The 19,004-nt window shown below is 66.1% G+C and carries 15 protein-coding genes; 4 read left to right on the top strand and 11 right to left on the bottom strand.

All coding sequences use genetic code 11. The features are described 5' to 3' along the window. Positions 1 to 182: 182 nt before the first annotated feature. The 3 genes from IHV25_RS07225 to IHV25_RS07215 form a co-directional block, all read right to left on the bottom strand. Positions 183 to 350: a hypothetical protein gene (locus tag IHV25_RS07225; RefSeq protein WP_192534444.1), complete on the bottom strand. Its 168-nt coding sequence runs from the start codon at positions 348 to 350 to the stop codon at positions 183 to 185. Between the two features lie 579 nt (positions 351 to 929). Further along, positions 930 to 1,928 (bottom strand): glycosyltransferase family 9 protein, encoded by a 999-nt coding sequence (locus tag IHV25_RS07220; RefSeq protein ID WP_192534443.1) that lies wholly within the window; start codon positions 1,926 to 1,928, stop codon positions 930 to 932. Further along, positions 1,925 to 3,145 carry a glycosyltransferase gene (locus IHV25_RS07215; RefSeq protein ID WP_192534442.1) on the bottom strand — a complete coding sequence of 407 codons (1,221 nt, stop codon included), beginning with the start codon at positions 3,143 to 3,145 and terminating at the stop codon, positions 1,925 to 1,927. Before IHV25_RS07215 ends, IHV25_RS07220 begins: the two co-directional genes overlap by 4 nt. A gap of 75 nt (positions 3,146 to 3,220) precedes the next feature. Here IHV25_RS07215 and IHV25_RS07210 point away from each other — a divergent pair, with 75 nt between their 5' ends. Next, positions 3,221 to 4,009 (top strand): alpha/beta fold hydrolase, encoded by a 789-nt coding sequence (locus IHV25_RS07210; protein ID WP_192534441.1) that lies wholly within the window; start codon positions 3,221 to 3,223, stop codon positions 4,007 to 4,009. Between the two features lie 1,196 nt (positions 4,010 to 5,205). On the opposite strand, the gene recA is transcribed toward IHV25_RS07210, so the two are convergent. After that, on the bottom strand, positions 5,206 to 6,294 hold the full coding sequence (recA, locus tag IHV25_RS07205) for a recombinase RecA (protein ID WP_192534440.1): 1,089 nt from the start codon (positions 6,292 to 6,294) through the stop codon (positions 5,206 to 5,208). A 279-nt stretch (positions 6,295 to 6,573) separates the two neighbouring features. Between recA and IHV25_RS07200 the strand changes: the two genes are divergently transcribed. Both IHV25_RS07200 and IHV25_RS07195 read left to right on the top strand, forming a co-directional pair. After that, positions 6,574 to 7,938, top strand: a complete 1,365-nt coding sequence (locus tag IHV25_RS07200; RefSeq protein ID WP_338048603.1) for a TldD/PmbA family protein — start codon at positions 6,574 to 6,576, stop codon at positions 7,936 to 7,938. Between the two features lie 113 nt (positions 7,939 to 8,051). Beyond that, positions 8,052 to 8,387: a hypothetical protein gene (locus tag IHV25_RS07195; protein WP_192534438.1), complete on the top strand. Its 336-nt coding sequence runs from the start codon at positions 8,052 to 8,054 to the stop codon at positions 8,385 to 8,387. A gap of 241 nt (positions 8,388 to 8,628) precedes the next feature. On the opposite strand, the gene IHV25_RS07190 is transcribed toward IHV25_RS07195, so the two are convergent. The 7 genes from IHV25_RS07190 to sdhC form a co-directional block, all read right to left on the bottom strand. After that, positions 8,629 to 9,975, bottom strand: coding sequence for a dihydroorotase (locus tag IHV25_RS07190; protein WP_192534437.1), 1,347 nt, complete (start codon positions 9,973 to 9,975; stop codon positions 8,629 to 8,631). Positions 9,976 to 10,094: 119 nt separating this feature from the next. Further along, the gene (gene acnA / locus IHV25_RS07185) at positions 10,095 to 12,770 is read right to left on the bottom strand and encodes an aconitate hydratase AcnA (protein ID WP_192534436.1); all 2,676 of its coding nucleotides are present in this window, start codon (positions 12,768 to 12,770) and stop codon (positions 10,095 to 10,097) included. A gap of 263 nt (positions 12,771 to 13,033) precedes the next feature. Further along, complete coding sequence (locus tag IHV25_RS07180) at positions 13,034 to 13,576, bottom strand: cysteine hydrolase family protein (protein WP_192534435.1); 543 nt, start codon at positions 13,574 to 13,576, stop codon at positions 13,034 to 13,036. Between the two features lie 206 nt (positions 13,577 to 13,782). Beyond that, the gene (locus IHV25_RS07175) at positions 13,783 to 14,565 is read right to left on the bottom strand and encodes a succinate dehydrogenase iron-sulfur subunit (protein WP_192534434.1); all 783 of its coding nucleotides are present in this window, start codon (positions 14,563 to 14,565) and stop codon (positions 13,783 to 13,785) included. 33 nt (positions 14,566 to 14,598) lie between these two features. Continuing rightward, a complete protein-coding gene (gene sdhA, locus IHV25_RS07170) occupies positions 14,599 to 16,383 on the bottom strand; it encodes a succinate dehydrogenase flavoprotein subunit (protein ID WP_192534433.1) in 1,785 nt (594 codons plus the stop codon). A gap of 6 nt (positions 16,384 to 16,389) precedes the next feature. Then, positions 16,390 to 16,779 carry a succinate dehydrogenase, hydrophobic membrane anchor protein gene (sdhD, locus tag IHV25_RS07165; RefSeq protein ID WP_192534432.1) on the bottom strand — a complete coding sequence of 130 codons (390 nt, stop codon included), beginning with the start codon at positions 16,777 to 16,779 and terminating at the stop codon, positions 16,390 to 16,392. 14 nt (positions 16,780 to 16,793) lie between these two features. After that, positions 16,794 to 17,201 carry a succinate dehydrogenase, cytochrome b556 subunit gene (sdhC, locus tag IHV25_RS07160; RefSeq protein ID WP_192534431.1) on the bottom strand — a complete coding sequence of 136 codons (408 nt, stop codon included), beginning with the start codon at positions 17,199 to 17,201 and terminating at the stop codon, positions 16,794 to 16,796. Between the two features lie 626 nt (positions 17,202 to 17,827). Here sdhC and IHV25_RS07155 point away from each other — a divergent pair. Next, on the top strand, positions 17,828 to 18,988 hold the full coding sequence (locus tag IHV25_RS07155) for a response regulator (RefSeq protein WP_197974985.1): 1,161 nt from the start codon (positions 17,828 to 17,830) through the stop codon (positions 18,986 to 18,988). Positions 18,989 to 19,004 lie beyond the last annotated feature (16 nt).

Genomic DNA, 19,004 nt, shown 5'->3' with positions numbered 1-19,004 from the left:
GCCCCACCCCCGACGCGCACAGACAGCACCGGAAAAGATGCAAGGGCCTGTTCCCGCAGACGCCCCGTCACCGGAGGTCGGGCCCAACGGGAAAATGGGAGATACCGGACCAGGCGCCCCGACCGCCACCCCCCCCCAGCCGAACCGGACGCCGAACACAGCACACACAGGAGAGAGGCCGGCTAGCGGCCAATGTCCTCCGGACCGGACGGAACCGGATCGGGGGACACATTGGGCAGCGAGGGAATCAGGCCCTCCGCCCGTGCCTCCCGGCAGAAGGGATAGCGCTGCGCATCCGGGCCCGCAGACAGGCAATACGCGAGCCAGGCCGAGCGAAGCGCGGGGTCCATCACCGTGTCGGGCGCCGGCTCAGCGTCGGGCGCCGGCGCGGCTCCTGCTGCGGACCCGACCGAATCCTCGGAAACCTCCGAAACGTCCTCGCCGGATGCGTTCACCGGAACCAAAGGGGCGGACGGGACAGGGGGCCGTTGAGCCTGCCTCCCCTGAGCGCGGCTCACATCGCAGCGATACCGCACCTCCCCGGTTTTCGGGTCAACAGACATCTCGCCGATGGAATCCGCTGTGCGCCCGGTTCGGGCCAGGCATCGGCGCAGAGCCTCGGCGACTCCCACTGAGAGATCGTCCTCCGCCGGCACCGCAGCCGCATCCGCAGCGGGGCGCCCGGCGGGCTCCCCCGATGAGGCCGGACTGGCGCCCCCCGGCAGGGCCGCGGCCCAACCGGCGCCGAGCACGCCCAAAAACGCGAGACGAGCCGTCCGGCCAAACCGCGGTGTCCAGTTCCGCTGAAGTCTTCCATATGGAGTCATGCGTCCCCCCAGTCAGCCCCCATGCGACCCACAGGCATTATACCCGCGGCTACTGTATACCAGAACGGGCGATACAGCAAAAATGCAACGAAGGGGCGCCTTTCAGCTTCGGGGGGACAGGGCCAGCGCCAGAGACTCGGCGCGAACGTCCTCGAGGCTCAGGGTTGAAAGATCCTCACGCTTCAGAATGACCACCCGGGGACCGCGGGGAAGGCAGGAGGGATTCGTCTGGCCGGAAATCAGCGCGACCGACGGCGCGCCCGAGGCGGCAATCAGGTGAAGGGGGCCGGTATCGCCACCGACCGCAAGCCGGGCCCTGCGCCCGAGCCGGACCAGATCCGCAAAGCCGGTCTGTCCCGTGAGGTCCACAGCACCCGGACACAGGGACCGGATGCAGGCCGCCGCCTCGGCCTCGATCGCCGTGCCCAGAACGACGGGGCGCAGGCCGTTCTCGAGGAGAGCCGCAGCCAGGTGCCCGAAATCCGGGGCAGACCAACGCTTGACCGACCGGTGGGACGACGCTCCCGGCACCAGCAAGGCCAAGTCCGAGGCGTCCGCCAGACGGGACGACACGGCCTCGGGGAGATCGCCGGCGACCCAGGATACGTCGGGAAGCGGCGCCGCGGCCGGTGTGATCACCCCCGCGAGGGCTAACTGGCTGTTCTGCCGCTCGGCAATGCTGAGGGAGAAGCGGTCCGGATGGCTCCAGCGCCGGTTGGCGGCGCGGGAGGTGGACGAGATCACCCGCCCCGGCCGGGCGTCGAGCAAACGGAGGTAGAGACCCGTGCGGTCCGAATTCTGAAGGTCGTAGACACAATCGTACCGGCCCTGCCGCAGCTGCCGCGCAAGGCGGACCCACCCCATGGGGCGGGACCACCGGGGACGCACATCCACCTGGACCGCGTCGAACCAGGGGCTTGAGGCCATGAACTCGGCATAGGGACGGGTCGTCAGCAAGGTGATGTGATCGCCCGCGTGATGGCGCCGGATGGTCTGGAAGGCGGGCATGCTCATGACCATGTCGCCCAGGGAGGACAGGCGGATCACAAGAACCCGCCGGCCGGATGCGGGCGCCCCCGCGGACCGCGCCCGGTCGGTCACCGGAGGCCTCCGCCAAACGACAGGGCCGTCGGAAGCGGCGGCATGCCCATCAGAAGCTCCCGATACACATGAAGCGTGTTGTCCAGCATCATCTTGCGCGAGAAGTTCGCACGGATGTGGGCCACCGCCTCCCGCGCGACCGCGTTTCGTGTGCCCTCGTCCATGTCCAGCGCCAGACGCAGAGCCTCCGCAAGGGCGTGCGGATCGCCCGGAGGCGTCAGCCAGCCGGTCGCCCCGGCCTTGATCACCTCGGGCGCGGCGCCGTGGTCCGGAGCAATGACCGGGCGGCCCATCGCCTGCGCCTCGGCCACGACGCGCCCGAACGCCTCCGGCCGGGTGGAGGTGGACGCCACCACGTCCGCCAGCATATAGGCCGCCGCCATATCCCGGCAGTCCCCGGCAAACAGGATCTGGTCCTCGACGCCAAGCCGGCGGGCCCGAGCCTGAAGGGACTCAGTGTAGGCCGTCCGCCCCTGGTCGGAGCCGACAAAGATCGCCCGCACATCAGGCCGGTTCAGAAGCGCGAGAGCGTCGATCATCACCCGGTGCCCCTTCCAGGCGGTCAGGCGACCGGGCAGCATGATCACGGGAACCCCGTCCTCGATGCGCCACTGGCGGGCCAGCTGGATCATCCGCTCCTGGGAGACCGCACCCGGGGAAAAGACATCCGTGTCGACGCCGCGGTGGATCACACGAAGAATTGATTCGTCGATGCCGTACACGTCACGGATGTGACTCGCGATAAATCGGGAAATTGCGATGACCCGATCACCGCGGGTCATGACCCGGTTGTAGGCCTTCTTCGCCTCGAGGGGGCCCAGGGTGTATGTCCCGTGGAACGTGGTCACAAACGGAATTCCAAGGGCTTTGGTCGCGCGCCACGCGCTCCAGGCGGGGGCGCGGGAGCGGGCGTGCACCAGGGAGACGTTGTGCTCCTGAATGACGCGCTTCAGCCGGGCCACGTTTCGGGCTATCGTGACCGGGTTCTTGGACTCAAGTGGCAGGGTAATATGAAGCGCCCCGGCCCGCTCGATGTCACGCACACGGTGACCGCCGGAGGACGCCACGATCGACGTCCAGCCCTGCTGGACAAGCGCGGCCGCCACATCAACGGTGCCGCGCTCGACGCCACCGGTCTGGAGCGCGGGCAGGACCTGAAGAACGGTGGGCGTCTCGAAAGAACGCCCGCGATCATGCAAAAAGGAATCAGCGGACACAGCGGATGCCTTGTTCAAAAAAGGTTCGGAAATCGGGTCACCGCCCTGGCCGCACCGCACGGGAGACGGAATTCCATGACTGATGACAGCAGACCAACGCCGCACAGGATACTGACCACGCCCGAAGGTGCAAGCCTCGCCTGTCGGCTGACCCCCGGAAAATCACCGGCGGTGGTCTACCTGCACGGCCTCCAGTCCGATATGGGCGGCGGAAAGGCCCGCGCCCTGGAGGACTGGGCCCGGCGCACCGGGCGCGCCTGCGTGATGTTCGACCAGCAGGGACACGGCCAGTCCTCCGGGCTGTTCTCCGAGGGATCCATCGGCCAGTGGGCCCGGGACACCGTGTTCGTCCTGCGCACCCTGACGAGCGGGAACAACATCGTCGTCGGCTCCTCCATGGGGGGCTGGATCATGATGCTGACGGCGCTGATGGCCCCCGAACAGGTTGGCGCCCTTGTGGGAATCGCTGCCGCCCCGGACTTTACAACCGCCATGACCCGGGACAATCCGCTGCACGCCCCCTTCCTTGATGCGGAGGGGAACTACACGGGCCCCTCGTCCGGCGATCCGGACTTCCCGCCCCTGATGCTGCGGCGCGCCTTTCTCGAGGACGGCAATGCCCACGCCGTTCTGACCCGGACACCAGCGGAGATCAACGTTCCCGTGCGCCTGCTTCACGGGCTGGAGGACGAGACCGTTCCCTGGCAGGTCGCCCTGAAGATCCAGTCCACTGTTCGGAGCCCGGATGTGGTCGTGACCCTGGTCAAGGACGCCGGCCATCGGATGAACCGCGACAGCGATATGGCGCTTCTGCTGCGCGAGATCGAGTCCCTCGCCCGGGATCTGGACGCCCCACACGCCTGAGTGCGGGCGCCCGACAGGCGAGCGGGAGGGGCAACCGGAGGCGCAGAGCCCGGGAGGCCGGGACGCGGCGCCAGCGCGCGGGGGCTGACCCAACAGGGCCGGCTGGAGGACAGGCGCTCACCGGGAGGCGAGACCCTGCCGCGGTATCCAGACGGACCGGGAGGCGGGAACACAGAACCGGAAACGACAGGCCCGGACGCATTGGCAGCCTCTGGGCCCCCGCCACCTCGCTCCCGAACGGATGTCCCAAAACCGCGTGAGGGCCAGGGGACGTCACGGAAACGAAAGGCAGCCGGGGCATCGGACGAGAGGCAAACCCGTTCGTTGAAAACCCCGCGCCCGGGGCGGGTGCGCGTGGGATGCACGAGCCCGAGACCTGTGGGCGGACCGCAGGAAGCTGTTCACCGAATTCGGCTTTGTCATGATGCACGAGCCCGAACCCTGTGGGCGGACCGCAGGAGGCCGGCTGGCGGGGGGGCCACGCTCCGGATACCATCGCGGATGATGGGGGTGGACGGCCTGCCCGAGACCGACGCCCCCGACGTCCCGACCAGAAACCGGGACGCCCCTCCAGCCCGGGCGGGTGACCCGTGCCATGCGCTGGCGTGTCCGCGAGAGATGCAGTCGCCCGCCGGGACCCGCAACTCGGGCCACAACGCCCCCCTCAAGCCCGGTGGGGAGCGACCGGATTGTTCGTTGGGGCCCACCGGAGAGAGAGAGAGAGAGAGAGAGAGAGAGAGAGAGAGAGAGCCGGCCTTCTCACCGATCAGAGATGCCAGCTCGCCACGCATACCTTAGCGGACATCCCGCTCACCAGTCAGGGGCTCCACGACACCGGCCCCGTGCGTTCCGCACCGTGCCTTCCGTACCGGACCCCGGCTCACCGTGCGTCCCGTACCGGGCATCACCAGTCTGCGGCCAGCATCCATGAAAGAGGGCGTTCGGGCGCCGGGACACCGGTTCCCCGTGCGTTCCGCACCGTGCATCCCATACCGGAGAACACCGGCGGACCATGAATCCCGCATCGGGCATCCCCCATTCGCGGCCTGCATTCCTGAAAGCGGACGTTCGAACTCCGGGACACCGGCTCACCGTGCATCCCGTACCGGGCACCCCCAGTCTGCGGCCCTCATCCCTGAAAGCGGGCGTTCGGGCTCCGGGAACTCCGTCCCCGGAACCCAATGCGGATCCGGTGATCAGACCGGATCACCGTCCTTGCCGGCGTCATCCTCCGACTCCGGACCCGAGATCATCGCATCCGCAATCAGGCCGGCGTTGGCCCGGATGGCGTTCTCGATTTCCTCGGCCATGGCGGGATTGGCCTTGAGGTAGCTCTTGGCGTTTTCGCGGCCCTGCCCGATCCGGGTGGAGTTGTAGGAATACCAGGCACCGGACTTCTCGATAATGTTGGCCTTCACACCCAGATCGATGACCTCACCGAGCTTGGAGATTCCCTCGCCGTAGAGAATGTCGAACTCCACGGTCTTGAACGGCGGGGCGACCTTGTTCTTGACCACCTTGATGCGGGTCTGGTTGCCGACGATCTCCTCCTTGTCCTTGACGGACCCGATCCGGCGGATGTCCAGCCGGACGGAGGAATAGAACTTCAGCGCGTTTCCGCCGGTCGTGGTTTCGGGGTTTCCGAACATCACGCCGATTTTCATGCGGATCTGGTTGATGAAGATGATCAGCGTGTGGGAGCGGGAGACCGTTCCCGTCAGCTTGCGCAGGGCCTGGCTCATAAGCCGGGCCTGAAGCCCCACGTGGGCATCGCCCATGTCGCCCTCGAGCTCGGCCTTGGGCACGAGCGCGGCGACGGAGTCAATCACCAGCACGTCAATCGCCCCCGAGCGCACCAGGGTGTCGGCGATTTCCAGCGCCTGCTCACCGGTGTCGGGCTGGCTGATCAGCAGCGAATCGAGGTCCATGCCCAGCTTGCGGCCGTACACCGGATCGAAGGCGTGCTCGGCGTCCACGAAGGCGCAGTTTCCGCCCTTTTTCTGGGCCTCGGCAATGACGTGCATCGCGAGGGTAGTCTTTCCCGAGCTCTCGGGCCCGAAGATCTCCACGATCCGGCCGCGGGGAAGCCCGCCGACCCCAAGGGCAATATCAAGGGCAAGAGACCCCGTGCTGATGGCATCGATCTCCACCATCTGGTCCTGTTTGCCCAGATGCATGATCGAGCCTTTTCCGAACGACCGCTCGATTTGCGATACGGCGGCCTCAAGCGCTTTCTTTTTGTCCATGGTATCCTTGTCCACCAGCTTCAATACCGCCTGATTCATGACGTTTGCCCCTTTTTATCTCACAGTCGGGACCACCGGCGCAACCGGACACCTGGCGACCAGCGCTTTCCCGGACCCGGCGGCCACATGGCCCCGCCCGATCCCTGTTCCAGAGTGTTCCATTTCAGTTCTACCGTCAAGAACAAAAGAGGCTGTATTGAGAACAAATGGAACGGCCCGGGCAAGGGGCACGCGTGCCCATCCCAGTCCCGACCTTGCGCCCGGGCGAACAACGCGATACCAGAGAAAGACAGCAGAACAGAACCGGAGTGTGGACAGGTGAGTGATAGCAAAGCGACGCAGGAACAGGCTCTTGGCCTCCTGGATGATCTCGTGCACAGGGCGGTCCGCGCGGGCGCCGATGCCGCGGACGCCGTTCTCATCGACGGGACATCCCTGTCGCTCGCGGTCCGCAAGGGCGCGCTCGAGAAACTGGAGCAGGCGGAGGGCGGCGATATCGGGCTGCGCGTGCTTGTGGGCACCCGGCAGGCGCTGGTCTCGTCGGCGGACCGCTCCGGCCCCGCCCTGTCCGAGCTTGTGGACCGGGCGCTTGCCATGGCCCGCGCCGTCCCCGAGGATCCGCTGATCGGCCTTGCCGAGCCCGGGCAGATTGCCCGCAGCCTGCCGGATATCGACGGAGCCGCTTCCGGCGATGTGGACCAGGAGACCCTGCGCGCCCTCGCCCTGGATCTGGAAAATGCCGCCCGCTCGGTGGAGGGGGTCACCAACTCCGAGGGAGCCGAGGCCTCGTTCTCCCGCAGCATGGTGTCCCTGGTGGCGTCGAACGGGTTCGCCCAGGCCTATCCCATGACCCGTATCGGCATGGGGGTCGCGGTCATCGCCGGAGACAGCACCACAGGCATGGAATTTGACTACGCCACCCGCTCCACCGTCCACCCGGAAGACCTTGTCGCCCCGGCGGACCTGGGGCGCGAGGCGGGCGAGGGCGCCGTACGCAAGCTGGGGGCCCGCCGCATGACCACCGGCGAACGCACCGTGGTCTTCGATCCCCGGACCGCGCGCTCGCTTCTGGGGCACTTCCTCAGCGCGATCAACGGGTCGTCGATCGTCCGGGGAACCTCGTTCCTGAAGGACGCCCTGGGAACAGCCGTGTTCGGAAGCGGCGTGTCCATCGTCGAGGATCCGCTGCGCCGGCGCGGCCTGCTGTCACGCCCCTGTGATGCCGAGGGGCTGCCCACCCGGAGCCGCACCCTGGTGGAGAACGGCGTGCTCACCACCTGGCTTCTGGACCTGCGCAGCGCCCGCGCCCTGGGCATGGAGCCCACGGGGCACGCGAGCCGGTCGACCGGATCGGCGCCGCATCCGGCTCCGTCGAACGTGTGGCTGGCACCTGGGCCCCTCTCACCCGAAGAGCTGATCGCCGACATCAGGGATGGCCTTTATGTGACGTCCCTGGCGGGCCAGGGCGTGAACAGCCTGACGGGGGACTACTCCCGGGGCGCGTCGGGCTTCCGGATTGAAAACGGCGTGCTGACCACGCCGGTTCACGAGATCACGGTCGCCGGGAACCTGCGGGACATGTTCGCAGCCCTGACCCCCGCGAGCGACCTGGCGTTCCACTACGGAACGGACGCCCCCACGGTGCGGATCGAGCGGATGATGGTTGCGGGGGAACAGGCATGAGCGCGCGGCTGAAACGCGACGGGATGCCTCCGACCGGAACGCATCGAAACGGGATCCGGGCTTGGAAACGGGCCCCGGGTCGCCCCGGGGGCCGGGCTGGTGTCCGCACCCTCGTGGCGGCCGGCGCGGTCTGCGGGCTCTGCGCTGCCGCCCTCACGGCCCTGGCGTCGCCCGCCAGCGCGGCAAGCCGGGTCGGCTACTATATGTGCAACGACAGCGACTATGCGTTCCAGCTGCGGCTCTCGGAAACGGCGGAGGGCGTGCCCTCCCGAACCGCCACCGTGAAGTTCGACGGCGACGAGCCCATGGTCCTGACCCGGGACACGTCGGAATCATCGCTGGTCTACGAAAACCAGCACCTGCGCGTGACCATCTACCGGGAGGGTGTTGCGGTGCTGGAGGAACTGTCCCGCGGCAGACCCCTGCGGGCCTACGACTGCTACATGTAAGGGGGACCGGGCTCCGATCCCTCATCCGAAGCCGAACCGGGACAGCCCGCAGCCGGGCTCCGATCCCTCATCCGGATCCGTCCCCGGGTCCATTTTCCGAACCGCTCCCCCGGACTCGCCGGTGGCGGCAGCCCCGACATCAAAAAGCCCCGACACATCCGCCGGGGCTTTTTTTCGTGAGGCAACCGGGGGACACCGCCCCCAAACCGGGGTGAGCCCGGACGACCCGAACCCTGCCCACTCAGGGGGAGAGGCCCATCCCGACGGGCAGCGGGTGAAAGCGAACGGGGTGGCCGCCGGGTGCGCCCAGCAAGGTGTCCTCCCGCATCACAATCCGCCCCCCCACAAGGGTCAGCATGGGCCAGCCCTGAACCGAGACGCCGTCGAACGGGGTCCAGCCGCAGCGGGAGGCGATCCAGTCGTTGGTGATGGTGCGCCGGGCCTTCATGTCCACGATGGTCAGGTCCGCGTCGTAGCCGACGGCGATCCGGCCCTTGCCCGCGATCTCGTAGATGCGGGCCGGACCGGCAGAGGTCAGGTCCACAAACCGCTCCAGCGTCAGGCGCCCGGCGTTGACGTGGTCCAGCATGACCGGCACCAGCGTCTGCACCCCGGTCATGCCCGAGGGGCTCTCGGGGTAGGGCCTGGCCTTTTCCTCCAGGGTGTGGGGGGCGTGGTCCGACCCGATCACGTCCACAAGCCCGGAGTCCAGGGCGCGCCACAGGGCCTCGCGGTGCCGGGCATCCCGGATCGGCGGGTTCATCTGGGCGAGCGTGCCCAAGGTCTCGTAGGCCTCGGGAGCGGCCAGCGTCAGGTGCTGGGGCGTGACCTCCACCGTGGCCAGATCCCGGTAGTCCACCAGGATATCCATCTCATCGGCCGTCGTCACATGGAGCACATGCACCCGGCGCCCGGTCATCCGGGCCAGACCCAGCAGACGGGTGGTGGCCCGAAGCGCGGCCTCGGCATCGCGCCACTCGGGGTGCAGGGACACGTCGGCGCCACCGGCCACCAGGCTGTGACGCTCCCGCAGGCGGCCCTCGTCCTCGCAGTGCACGGCCACGCGACGGATGCCGCCGGCCAGGATGCGCTGAAGCGCCGCGTCGTCATCCACCAGCAGGGAGCCGGTGCTGGACCCCATGAACACCTTGACGCCCGCGCAGCCCGGCAGGCGCTCCCACACCCCGAGCTGCCCGGCGTTCTCGGCCGTGGCGCCCAGGAAAAAGGCGTGGTTGCACCACATCCGCCCCGAGGCCCGGTCGAGCTTGTCCGCAAGCCGCTCGGGGGTGTCGGTGTTGGGGCTGGTGTTGGGCATCTCGAACACCGCCGTCACGCCCCCCAGAACCGCCCCGCGGGAGCCGGTCTCCAGATCCTCCTTGTGGGTGGGGCCGGGCTCGCGGAAGTGCACCTGGGTATCGATCACGCCGGGAAGGATATGCAGCCCCGAGCAGTCAACGATCTCGGCCGCCGCGGCGGGGTCCACCGGACCGATCCCGGCAATCTTCCCGTCTTTCAGAAGGATGTCGGCCTGGACGGTGCGCCCGGGCAGAACAGCGGTGCCATTTTTCAGAAGGATGGAGGACGACATGCAAAACTCCAGAACATCAGGGTGCGTCCAGAAAAAAGGGGGAGAACCATGCTCTCCCCCCGCACTCTATCGTACTTTGGATCCTGGCGCCCGGACTGTGTGCCCGGACCGGACAGGGCTCAGCCCTTCGCGATGTTGCGAAGGACGGTCTGCAGGATGCCGCCGTTGCGGTAGTAGTCGATCTCGTCGAGGGTATCGATCCGGCAGACCGCCTCGAAGCTGCGGGTCGAGCCGTCGGCGCCGTGAACGACCACCTCCAGCATCTGGCGCGGCTTCAGGGACTCGAGGCCCCGGATATCGAAGGTCTCGGTTCCGGTCAGGCCCAGGGACTCGGCGGAGACGCCGTCCTGGAACTGGAGCGGAAGGATCCCCATGCCCACCAGGTTCGAGCGGTGAATACGCTCGAAGCTCTCGACGATCACCGCGCGGACGCCCAGAAGGTTGGTCCCCTTCGCCGCCCAGTCACGGGACGACCCGGAGCCGTACTCCTTGCCGCCGATGACCACCAGAGGCACGCCGTCCTTCTTGTAGGCCATGGCCGCATCGTAGATGGCCATCACCTCGCCCGAGGGCTGGTGACAGGTCACGCCGCCCTCCACACCCGGGGTCATCTTGTTGCGGATGCGGATGTTGGCGAACGTGCCCCGCATCATGACCTCGTGGTTGCCACGGCGCGAGCCGTAGGAGTTGAAGTCGGCCCGGCTGACGCCGTGCTCGGTCAGGTAGCGCCCGGCGGGGCTGTCGGCCTTGATGGATCCGGCCGGGGAGATGTGGTCCGTGGTGATGGAGTCCCCGAGAATGGCCAGCGGCCGCGCACCGACGATGTCCTGAACCGGCGCGGGCTCGAGACCCATGCCGTCGAAGTACGGCGGGTTGCGAACGTAGGTGGACTCGGGATCCCAGGCGTAGGTCTCGCCCTCGACCACGGTGATGTCCTGCCACTCCTGCGAGCCGGTGAAGACCGCGCCGTAGCGCTCGCGGAACATCTGCGGGGTGACGAAGCTGGCAATGGCGTCCGAGACCTCCCGGGCGGTGGGCCAGATGTCCTTCAGGTAGACGTCGTTGCCGTCCTTGTCCTGGCCCAGGGGCTGGGTGGTCAGGTCAATGTTCATGGACCCGGCAAGGGCGTAGGCCACCACCAGCGGCGGGCTGGCCAGGTAGCTGGCGCGGACCTGGGCGTGAATGCGGCCCTCGAAGTTCCGGTTGCCCGAAATCACCGAGGCGGCCACAAGACCACCCTCGTCGATGGCCGCCGCCACCTCGTCAATCAGGGGGCCCGAGTTGCCGATACAGGTGGTGCAGCCGAACCCGGCAATGTCAAACCCGAGGGTGTCCAGATAGGTCTGGAGGCCGGCCTCCTCGAGGTAGGCGGCCACGACCTGGGATCCGGGCGCGAGGGAGGTCTTGACCCAGGGCTTGGAGGTCAGGCCCTTCTCGACAGCCTTCTTGGCCACCAGGCCCGCCGCCATCATCACCGAGGGGTTGGAGGTGTTGGTGCACGACGTGATCGCGGCGATCACCACGGCGCCGTCCTCGAGACGGTACGCGCCGCCCTTGACGGGAACCGAGGTCACCTGGGTGCGGTCCGGCACAAACTTGCTCAGGGACTCCCCGAACGCGCCCGACACGGCGGCCAGGGTCACCCGGTCCTGCGGACGGGACGGACCCGCGAGGGACGGCTGGACCGTGCCCATGTCGAGGGACAGGGTATCGGTGAAGACCGGCTCGGGCGAGTTTTCATCATGCCACATGCCCTGGGCACGGGCGTAGGCCTCCACCAGGGCCACGGTCTCCTCGTCCCGGCCCGTGAAGCGCATGTAGCGCAGGGTCTCGGCGTCCACCGGGAAGAAGCCGCAGGTCGCGCCGTACTCGGGCGCCATGTTGCTGATGGTGGCCCGGTCGGTCAGGGGCAGGTGGTTCAGGCCCTCGCCGTAGAACTCGACGAACTTGCCGACCACGCCCTTCTTGCGCAGCATCTGGGTGACGGTCAGGACCAGGTCCGTGGCCGTGGTGCCCTCGGGCAGGGTGCCGGTGAGACGGAAGCCCACCACCTCGGGGATCAGCATGGAAACAGGCTGGCCGAGCATGGCGGCCTCGGCCTCGATGCCGCCCACGCCCCAGCCCAGGACGCCCAGGCCGTTGACCATGGTGGTGTGGGAGTCGGTGCCCACCAGAGTGTCGGGGAACGCCAGGGTGCGACCGTTCTCCTCGGCGGACCAGATCACCCGGGCCAGGTACTCAAGGTTCACCTGGTGGCAGATGCCCACGCCCGGGGGGACAACACGGAAGTTGTCGAACGCCTTCTGGCCCCAGCGCAGGAACGCATAGCGCTCGCCGTTGCGCTGGAACTCGACCGCGATGTTCTTGCCGAGCGCATCTTGGGTGCCGAAGTGGTCGATCATGACCGAGTGGTCAATGACCAGGTCCACCGGCGAGAGCGGGTTGATGGACTCCGGGTCTCCGCCCAGCTTCGTGACCGCCTCGCGCATGGCGGCGAGATCGACGACGGCCGGCACACCCGTGAAGTCCTGCATCAGCACCCGCGCGGGACGGTAGGCAATCTCGCGGTCCGAGCGGCGGTTCTCAAGCCACGCGGCCACAGCCTTGACGTCGTCCGTGGTCACGGACCGGCCGTCCTCGTAGCGCAGAAGGTTCTCAAGAAGGACTTTCAGGGAGTTGGGCAGGCGCTCGATACCCGAAAGCCCCGCCGCCTCCAGAGAAAAGTAGTCGTACTCTCGCGAGCCGACCTTCAGGGTCCGGCGGGTTTTCATCGTATCGTGTCCACTCAGGGCCATTGTCTCTCTCCTCGTTATCGCAAAAGCGTTGTTTTCATGCGCTCCCTGGAACGGAACGCCTGTTTTCGGTCCTTTCGGGCCCGCGCCCCGGGGCTGCATCGCTGCGCCCGCCGGAGGCACCGGCACCGGTCCTGTTCACCGCCCCGGAATACCCCGAAACCGGCTCCGGGACCACTGTCCTTTTCTCCGGTCCGGTCCGGCGGGACGGGGACGCCCCCTGGAACCGGCCCCCCGGATGGGGCGCGCCCGAAACCTCCCCTGCCCTAGGGCTCCACATCCCGGGCCGGGACCAGCGTCGCAAACCAGCCGTCCAGCGCGGCCAGGTAGGCCTTCTGAACCACCTCCGCCGGAATGACCTCCCCCCGGAACACCAGATCCCGGGTCGCACAGGCGTCGGGGACCAGGGTCACCGGCAACTCGTGGTCCAGAGCGGCCCGGACGGTCGTGTCGATGCACATGTGTGTCATCATTCCGCAAACCACAAGCTCCGTAACACCTTCTTTCCGAAGGGTTGCTGTAAGCCCGGTACAGGAAAACGCGGAGGGCGCGTGCTTGACGAACAGGGACTCGCCCACAGACGGCGCGATCCGCGGATGGATGTCCGCGCCGGGAGTTCCCGGACGGAAGAACGCCGCATCCGGCGAGTGGAACACGTGCTGCACATGAAACACCGGTTTTCCCGCCTTGCGGAACCGGTCCAGAACCTCGACGGCGCAGTCAAGCGCGGCGTCCGCGTTGTTCAGCTCCATCCGGCCACCGGGGAAGTAGTCGTTCTGGAGATCGACAAGAAGAAGGCCTTTGCTCATGGGAGTGGTCCTTTCTATCGCTGGGCACCGGACAGGACGGCCCGGGCCGACCCCCGCCCCCCCGGCCCGGGAGCCGCCCGCGCCCTGTCTGACAGAGCCCGGCCGACGCCCGCGGACCCGGGGTCCGGGGAAAGAAAAAGCGGAATGCACTCTTCCGAGGCACTCCGCTTTCCGTATTCACCCGTTTGACCCGATCACAGAGTCACCTACTCGGAGCGGTCGTACATCGCGATCTTGAGGTCCGCGATGGCCTTGCCCGGGTTCAGGTTCTTGGGGCAGGTTCCCGTGCAGTTCATGATGGTGTGGCACCGGAACAGGCGGTACGGGTCGTTCAGCTCGTTCAGGCGCTGATCCGTGTACTCGTCGCGGGAGTCAAAGACCCAGCGAGCCGCCTGCTGAAGAACCGCGGGGCCCAGGTAGCGGTCGTTGCGCCACCACCAGGACGGACAGGCCGTCGTGCAGCAGAAGCACAGGATGCACTCCCACAGGCCGTCCAGGCGCGCGCGCTCCTCGATGGACTGGAGACGCTCGCCGTTCGGCGGCGGCTGGGTGTCCGCCTTCAGCCAGGGCTCGATCGCCGCGTACTGCGCATAGATGTGCGTCAGGTCGGGGATCAGATCCTTCACCACCTCACAGTGGGGCAGCGGCGTGATGACCACGTCCCCCTTGATGTCGGCGATGGGCTTCAGGCAGGCCAGCGTGTTGTAGCTGTCGATGTTCATGGCGCAGGAGCCGCAAATGCCCTCGCGACACGAGCGACGGAACGTCAGGGTCGGGTCGATCTCGTTCTTGATCTTGTTGAGAGCGTCCAGAACCATCGGCCCGCAATCGTCCATGTCCAGCCGGAACACGTCCATTCTCGGGTTTTCGCCGGTCTCCGGATCCCAACGGTAAATCCGGAAGGTGCGGACGTTCTTCGCTCCGGAGGGAGCGGGGAACTCCTTGCCCTTTTTGATCCGGCTATGCTTGTTCAACAAAAATTCAGCCATGTCTCACTTCTCCGTCCTGTACGGACCCGGGGGTCAGTACACGCGTTCCTGGGGTTCAATGTAGGACACCTCGTCGGTCAGCGTGTACGTATGCACCGGACGGTAGTCCAGGGTCACCTTGTTGTTCTCGTCCACCTTCGCCAGGGTGTGCTTCATCCAGTTCGCGTCGTCGCGCTTGGGGAAGTCCTCGCGGGCGTGGGCGCCACGGCTCTCCTTGCGGGCCTCGGCACCGTGGATGGTGGTCAGCGCGCAGGCCATGAGGTTCTCGAGCTCCAGAGCCTCGGCGAGGTCCGTGTTGTAGACCAGGGAGCGGTCCACGAGCTTGATGTCCTTCATCTGCCCGGCGATGGCAGTGACGGCCTTGCAGCCTTCCTGCAGGCTTTCCTCCGTGCGGAAGACCGCGGCGTCCCTCTGCATGGCCTTCTGGAGGTCCATGCGGATCTCGGAGGTCAGGCGGGAACCGTTGGCCGTGCGCAGACGCTCCAGACGCGAAAGCGCCATCTCGTCCGCGTCCTTGCGCAGCGGGCGGTGCTTGGTGCCGGGCTTGACCAGCTCGGTCGCACGGATCGCCGCGGCGCGGCCGAAGACCACGATATCCAGAAGCGAGTTCGTGCCAAGGCGGTTCGCGCCGTGGACGGACACGCAGCCGCATTCGCCAACGGCCATCAGGCCCGGGAACACCCGGTCCGGATCGTCCTTCGTCGGCGCCAGAACCTCGGCGCGGTAGTTCGTGGGAATGCCGCCCATGTTGTAGTGGACGGTGGGCAGGACCGGAATCGGATCCTTCGTGGCGTCAACGCCCGAGAAGATCTTCGCCGTTTCCGTAATACCCGGCAGCTGTGCGTGCAGCACATCGGCGCCCAGGTGCTCGAGGTGGAGGTGAATGTGATCCTTGCCGGGACCGACACCGCGACCCTCGCGGATCTCGATGGTCATGGCGCGGGAGACCACGTCGCGGGACGCCAGGTCCTTCGCGTTCGGAGCATACCGCTCCATGAAGCGCTCGCCCTGGGAGTTGGTCAGGTAACCGCCCTCGCCGCGGGCGCCCTCGGTGATCAGACAGCCGGAACCGTAGATGCCGGTGGGGTGGAACTGCACGAACTCCATGTCCTGGAGCGCCAGACCCGCGCGGGTCACCATGCCGTTGCCGTCGCCGGTGCAGGTGTGGGCCGAGGTGCACGAGAAGTACGCGCGACCGTAGCCGCCGGTGGCCAGAACCGTGTTGTGGGCCTTGAAGCGGTGGATCTTTCCGTCCTCAAGACACCAGGCCACGACCCCCCTGCATTCCCCGTCCTCGATAATCAGGTCGATGGCAACGTACTCCACAAAGAACTCCGCCTTGTAACGCAGAGACTGGGAATAGAGGGTGTGAAGGATCGCGTGTCCGGTACGGTCCGCCGCCGCGCAGGCGCGCTGGACAGGGGCCTCACCGAAATTCCGCATGTGGCCGCCGAAGGGGCGCTGGTAGATCTTGCCGTCCTTGGTGCGGGAGAAGGGCACACCCTGGTGCTCCAGCTCGTAAACCGCGGGGATGGCCTCGCGACACATGTACTCGATGGCGTCCTGGTCACCCAGCCAGTCCGAGCCCTTGACCGTGTCATACATGTGCCACTGCCAGGAGTCCTCGGCCATGTTGCCAAGAGCCGCACCGATACCGCCCTGGGCCGCGACCGTGTGGGAGCGCGTCGGGAAGACTTTCGTCACACACGCCGTGCGCAGACCCGCCTGCACCATGCCGAAGGTCGCACGGAGCCCGGCACCGCCCGCACCGACGACAACGGCATCGTACTCGTGGTCAATGATTTCAAACGCAGCCATTGGGGATCAGCCTCCGATGCTCAGTTTCAATACCGCGATAGAAGCGAGAGCCGCCCCGAAGATCGCATACAGCTTGAGGAAGAAAACGATGAAGTTCCGGACAACAACGGTCCCGATGTAGTCGCCGACAATCACCAGAAGCCCCTGAAGGCCATGGTAGAAGCCCAGGAGCACCACCAGGATCATCAGCGTGGCGTTCAGCGGGTTGGTCAGGAAGTCGGCGAACTCGGCGTGGGAGGCTCCGATGTTTGGGATCACGGCACAGAAAATGAACCAGAGCATGAGCGGAATCAGGCCAAGAGCCGGCAGACGCTCCGAGAACCAGTGACCGGTGGCGGCCTCTCTGGACGGGCCGAGGCCACGGGCGCGCCCCAGAGGCGAACGAAAGGATTGCATATATTCCTCCCCAGTCAGGAAACGGCGTTAAACTGCGCGAAGCCAAGGTACCAGGCCAGCACACACAGAACAGCGGTAACAAAAAGAGCCGCCCAGGCGGTCTTGCGGAGCACGGACATCTCGAAGCCCACGCCCATATCCCACAGAAGGTGGCGGATTCCATTCACCAGATGGAACACAAGAACAACCGTACCCCCGACAAGCATCGCAACGCCAAACCAGGAGCCAAAAAACGCGGCAATCGCGTCATAGGCTTCCGGTCCCCAGGCGGCCGAGCCGAGCCAGAGAAGGAAACAGAAGGTTCCCACGGTCATCAGCACCGCGCCGAAAACACGGAACGTGATCGACGGCAGCGACGTGACCTTGGTGTGGAGCTTGTAAACCTGAAGATGGGGAGACATCGGCCTTGGGTAGGTTTTCATGAAATCGGCCTCTTGCGGTTGTCGGTGGAAACGAAAAAAGCACAGGGAAATAACGAATACTGACCGCACCGCTGGTCACCCTGCGCCTTCACTCTTTTTACCGTAATGCATAGCTTTCTTGTCGGTTAATGTCAATCCGCTCCAGATATCACCTTTTGTTTTACACGCCCTCGCCCGACCTTTATTTTGATCTTGATACTCATTATCATGTTTGCCAAAGTCTGCGGAGTCGGGGCGAACACGGCAAAAAAGACCGCGTGTGCGGATCCACGATCACAACCTTCGGAAAAACACAGGATCATGGCATAAAATCCAGGCGTTTGCCGTCCATTCTCGACAAACCGATGGAAACGTGATTGATTCAATGGTATTTAACACGTTTTTAGTGTCCTGAGAGGGAAATGGCAACCGCATGGCAACCGACTCTGTGTCCGGGCCAGGGATCAGCCGCCCCGTCGCCCCGGGCTCCGGAGCCGCCGCAGCGGACGCTCCGATGCGAAAAAACCACAGTTCTCCACCGCAAAAAACCGGACTTGCACTTCTGACGCCTTCCAATTCACATTCAAATAGGTCAATAATTGCCTACCCGACCCACTTCCCGGCCTGAGAGACGGCCCCTGTGAGAGATGGCCACATTGACGGACCTGTCATCCTGCACAATTCTTCTGGTCGACGACACCGAGGCCAACATCGACGTTCTCGTCGAGGCCCTTGGCCAGGAGTATGACATCACCGTCGCCATGGACGGGCCCTCGGCGCTGGAAATCGTGAGACAGTCGCCGCCGGACCTGATTTTGCTGGACGTGATGATGCCCGGGATGGACGGCTACGAGGTCTGCCACATTCTCAAGGAAAACCCCGAGACGGAGGGCATCCCCGTCATTTTCCTCACGGCCATGACCAGCCCCCAGGACAAGGCCCGCGGCTTCGAGGAAGGCGCGGTGGACTACATGGTCAAGCCCTTCTCGATCATCGAGGTCAAGGCCCGGGTCCATGTGCACCTGTCGCTTCTGATGGCCCGGCGCGAGCTGGCCCTGCAAAACCGCATGCTGGAAATGGAGATCCTCCACCGCACCCGGGAGCTCTCGGAAACCCAGGCGGTGATCATTGAATCCATGGCCGGGCTGGCCGAGACCCGCGACACCGACACCGGCGACCACGTCCTGCGGGCCCGGCTCTACGTCGAGTTTCTCTCCCTGAAGCTGATGGACCACCCCCGGTTCCAGCACTTCTTCGCCCACTCGCCCCCCGAACTGATCGGTCGCGCGGCCATCTTGCACGACATCGGCAAGGTGGGCGTGCCGGACGAGATCCTCCTCAAGCCCGGGCACCTGACGGCCGAGGAGTTCGAGACCATCAAGCTGCACACGATTTTCAGCCACGCGATTTTCTCCAAGGCACTCAGCCGCCTCGAGAAGAAGCAGTTCCTCTCGATCGTGGACGACATCGCCTACAGCCACCACGAGAAGTGGGACGGCACCGGCTATCCCAGGGGCCTGAGGGGGGACGAAATCCCCATCCCCGCCCGCCTGATGGCCATCGCCGATGTCTATGACGCCATGATCTCGGCGCGGGTCTACAAACCCGCCATGAGCCATGAGGAGGCCGCGGAGTACATCATCTCCCAAAGCGGCAAGCATTTCGATCCCGACGTCGCGGCGGCCTTCGCGGAACATCAGAATGTGTTCCGGAAGATCGCCTCAACGTATGGTCCCGGATCCAGTTTCGGCCAGACCCTGTCGGCCAGCGCCCCCATTGACTGGGACACGATCCTCGAAGACGGCTGAACCAGAAGGTGCCCGC

The organism is Phaeovibrio sulfidiphilus, assembly GCF_014861485.1.
Classification (GTDB): domain Bacteria; phylum Pseudomonadota; class Alphaproteobacteria; order Rhodospirillales; family Rhodospirillaceae; genus Phaeovibrio; species Phaeovibrio sulfidiphilus.
This window is presented reverse-complemented; position numbering and strand designations above follow the sequence as displayed.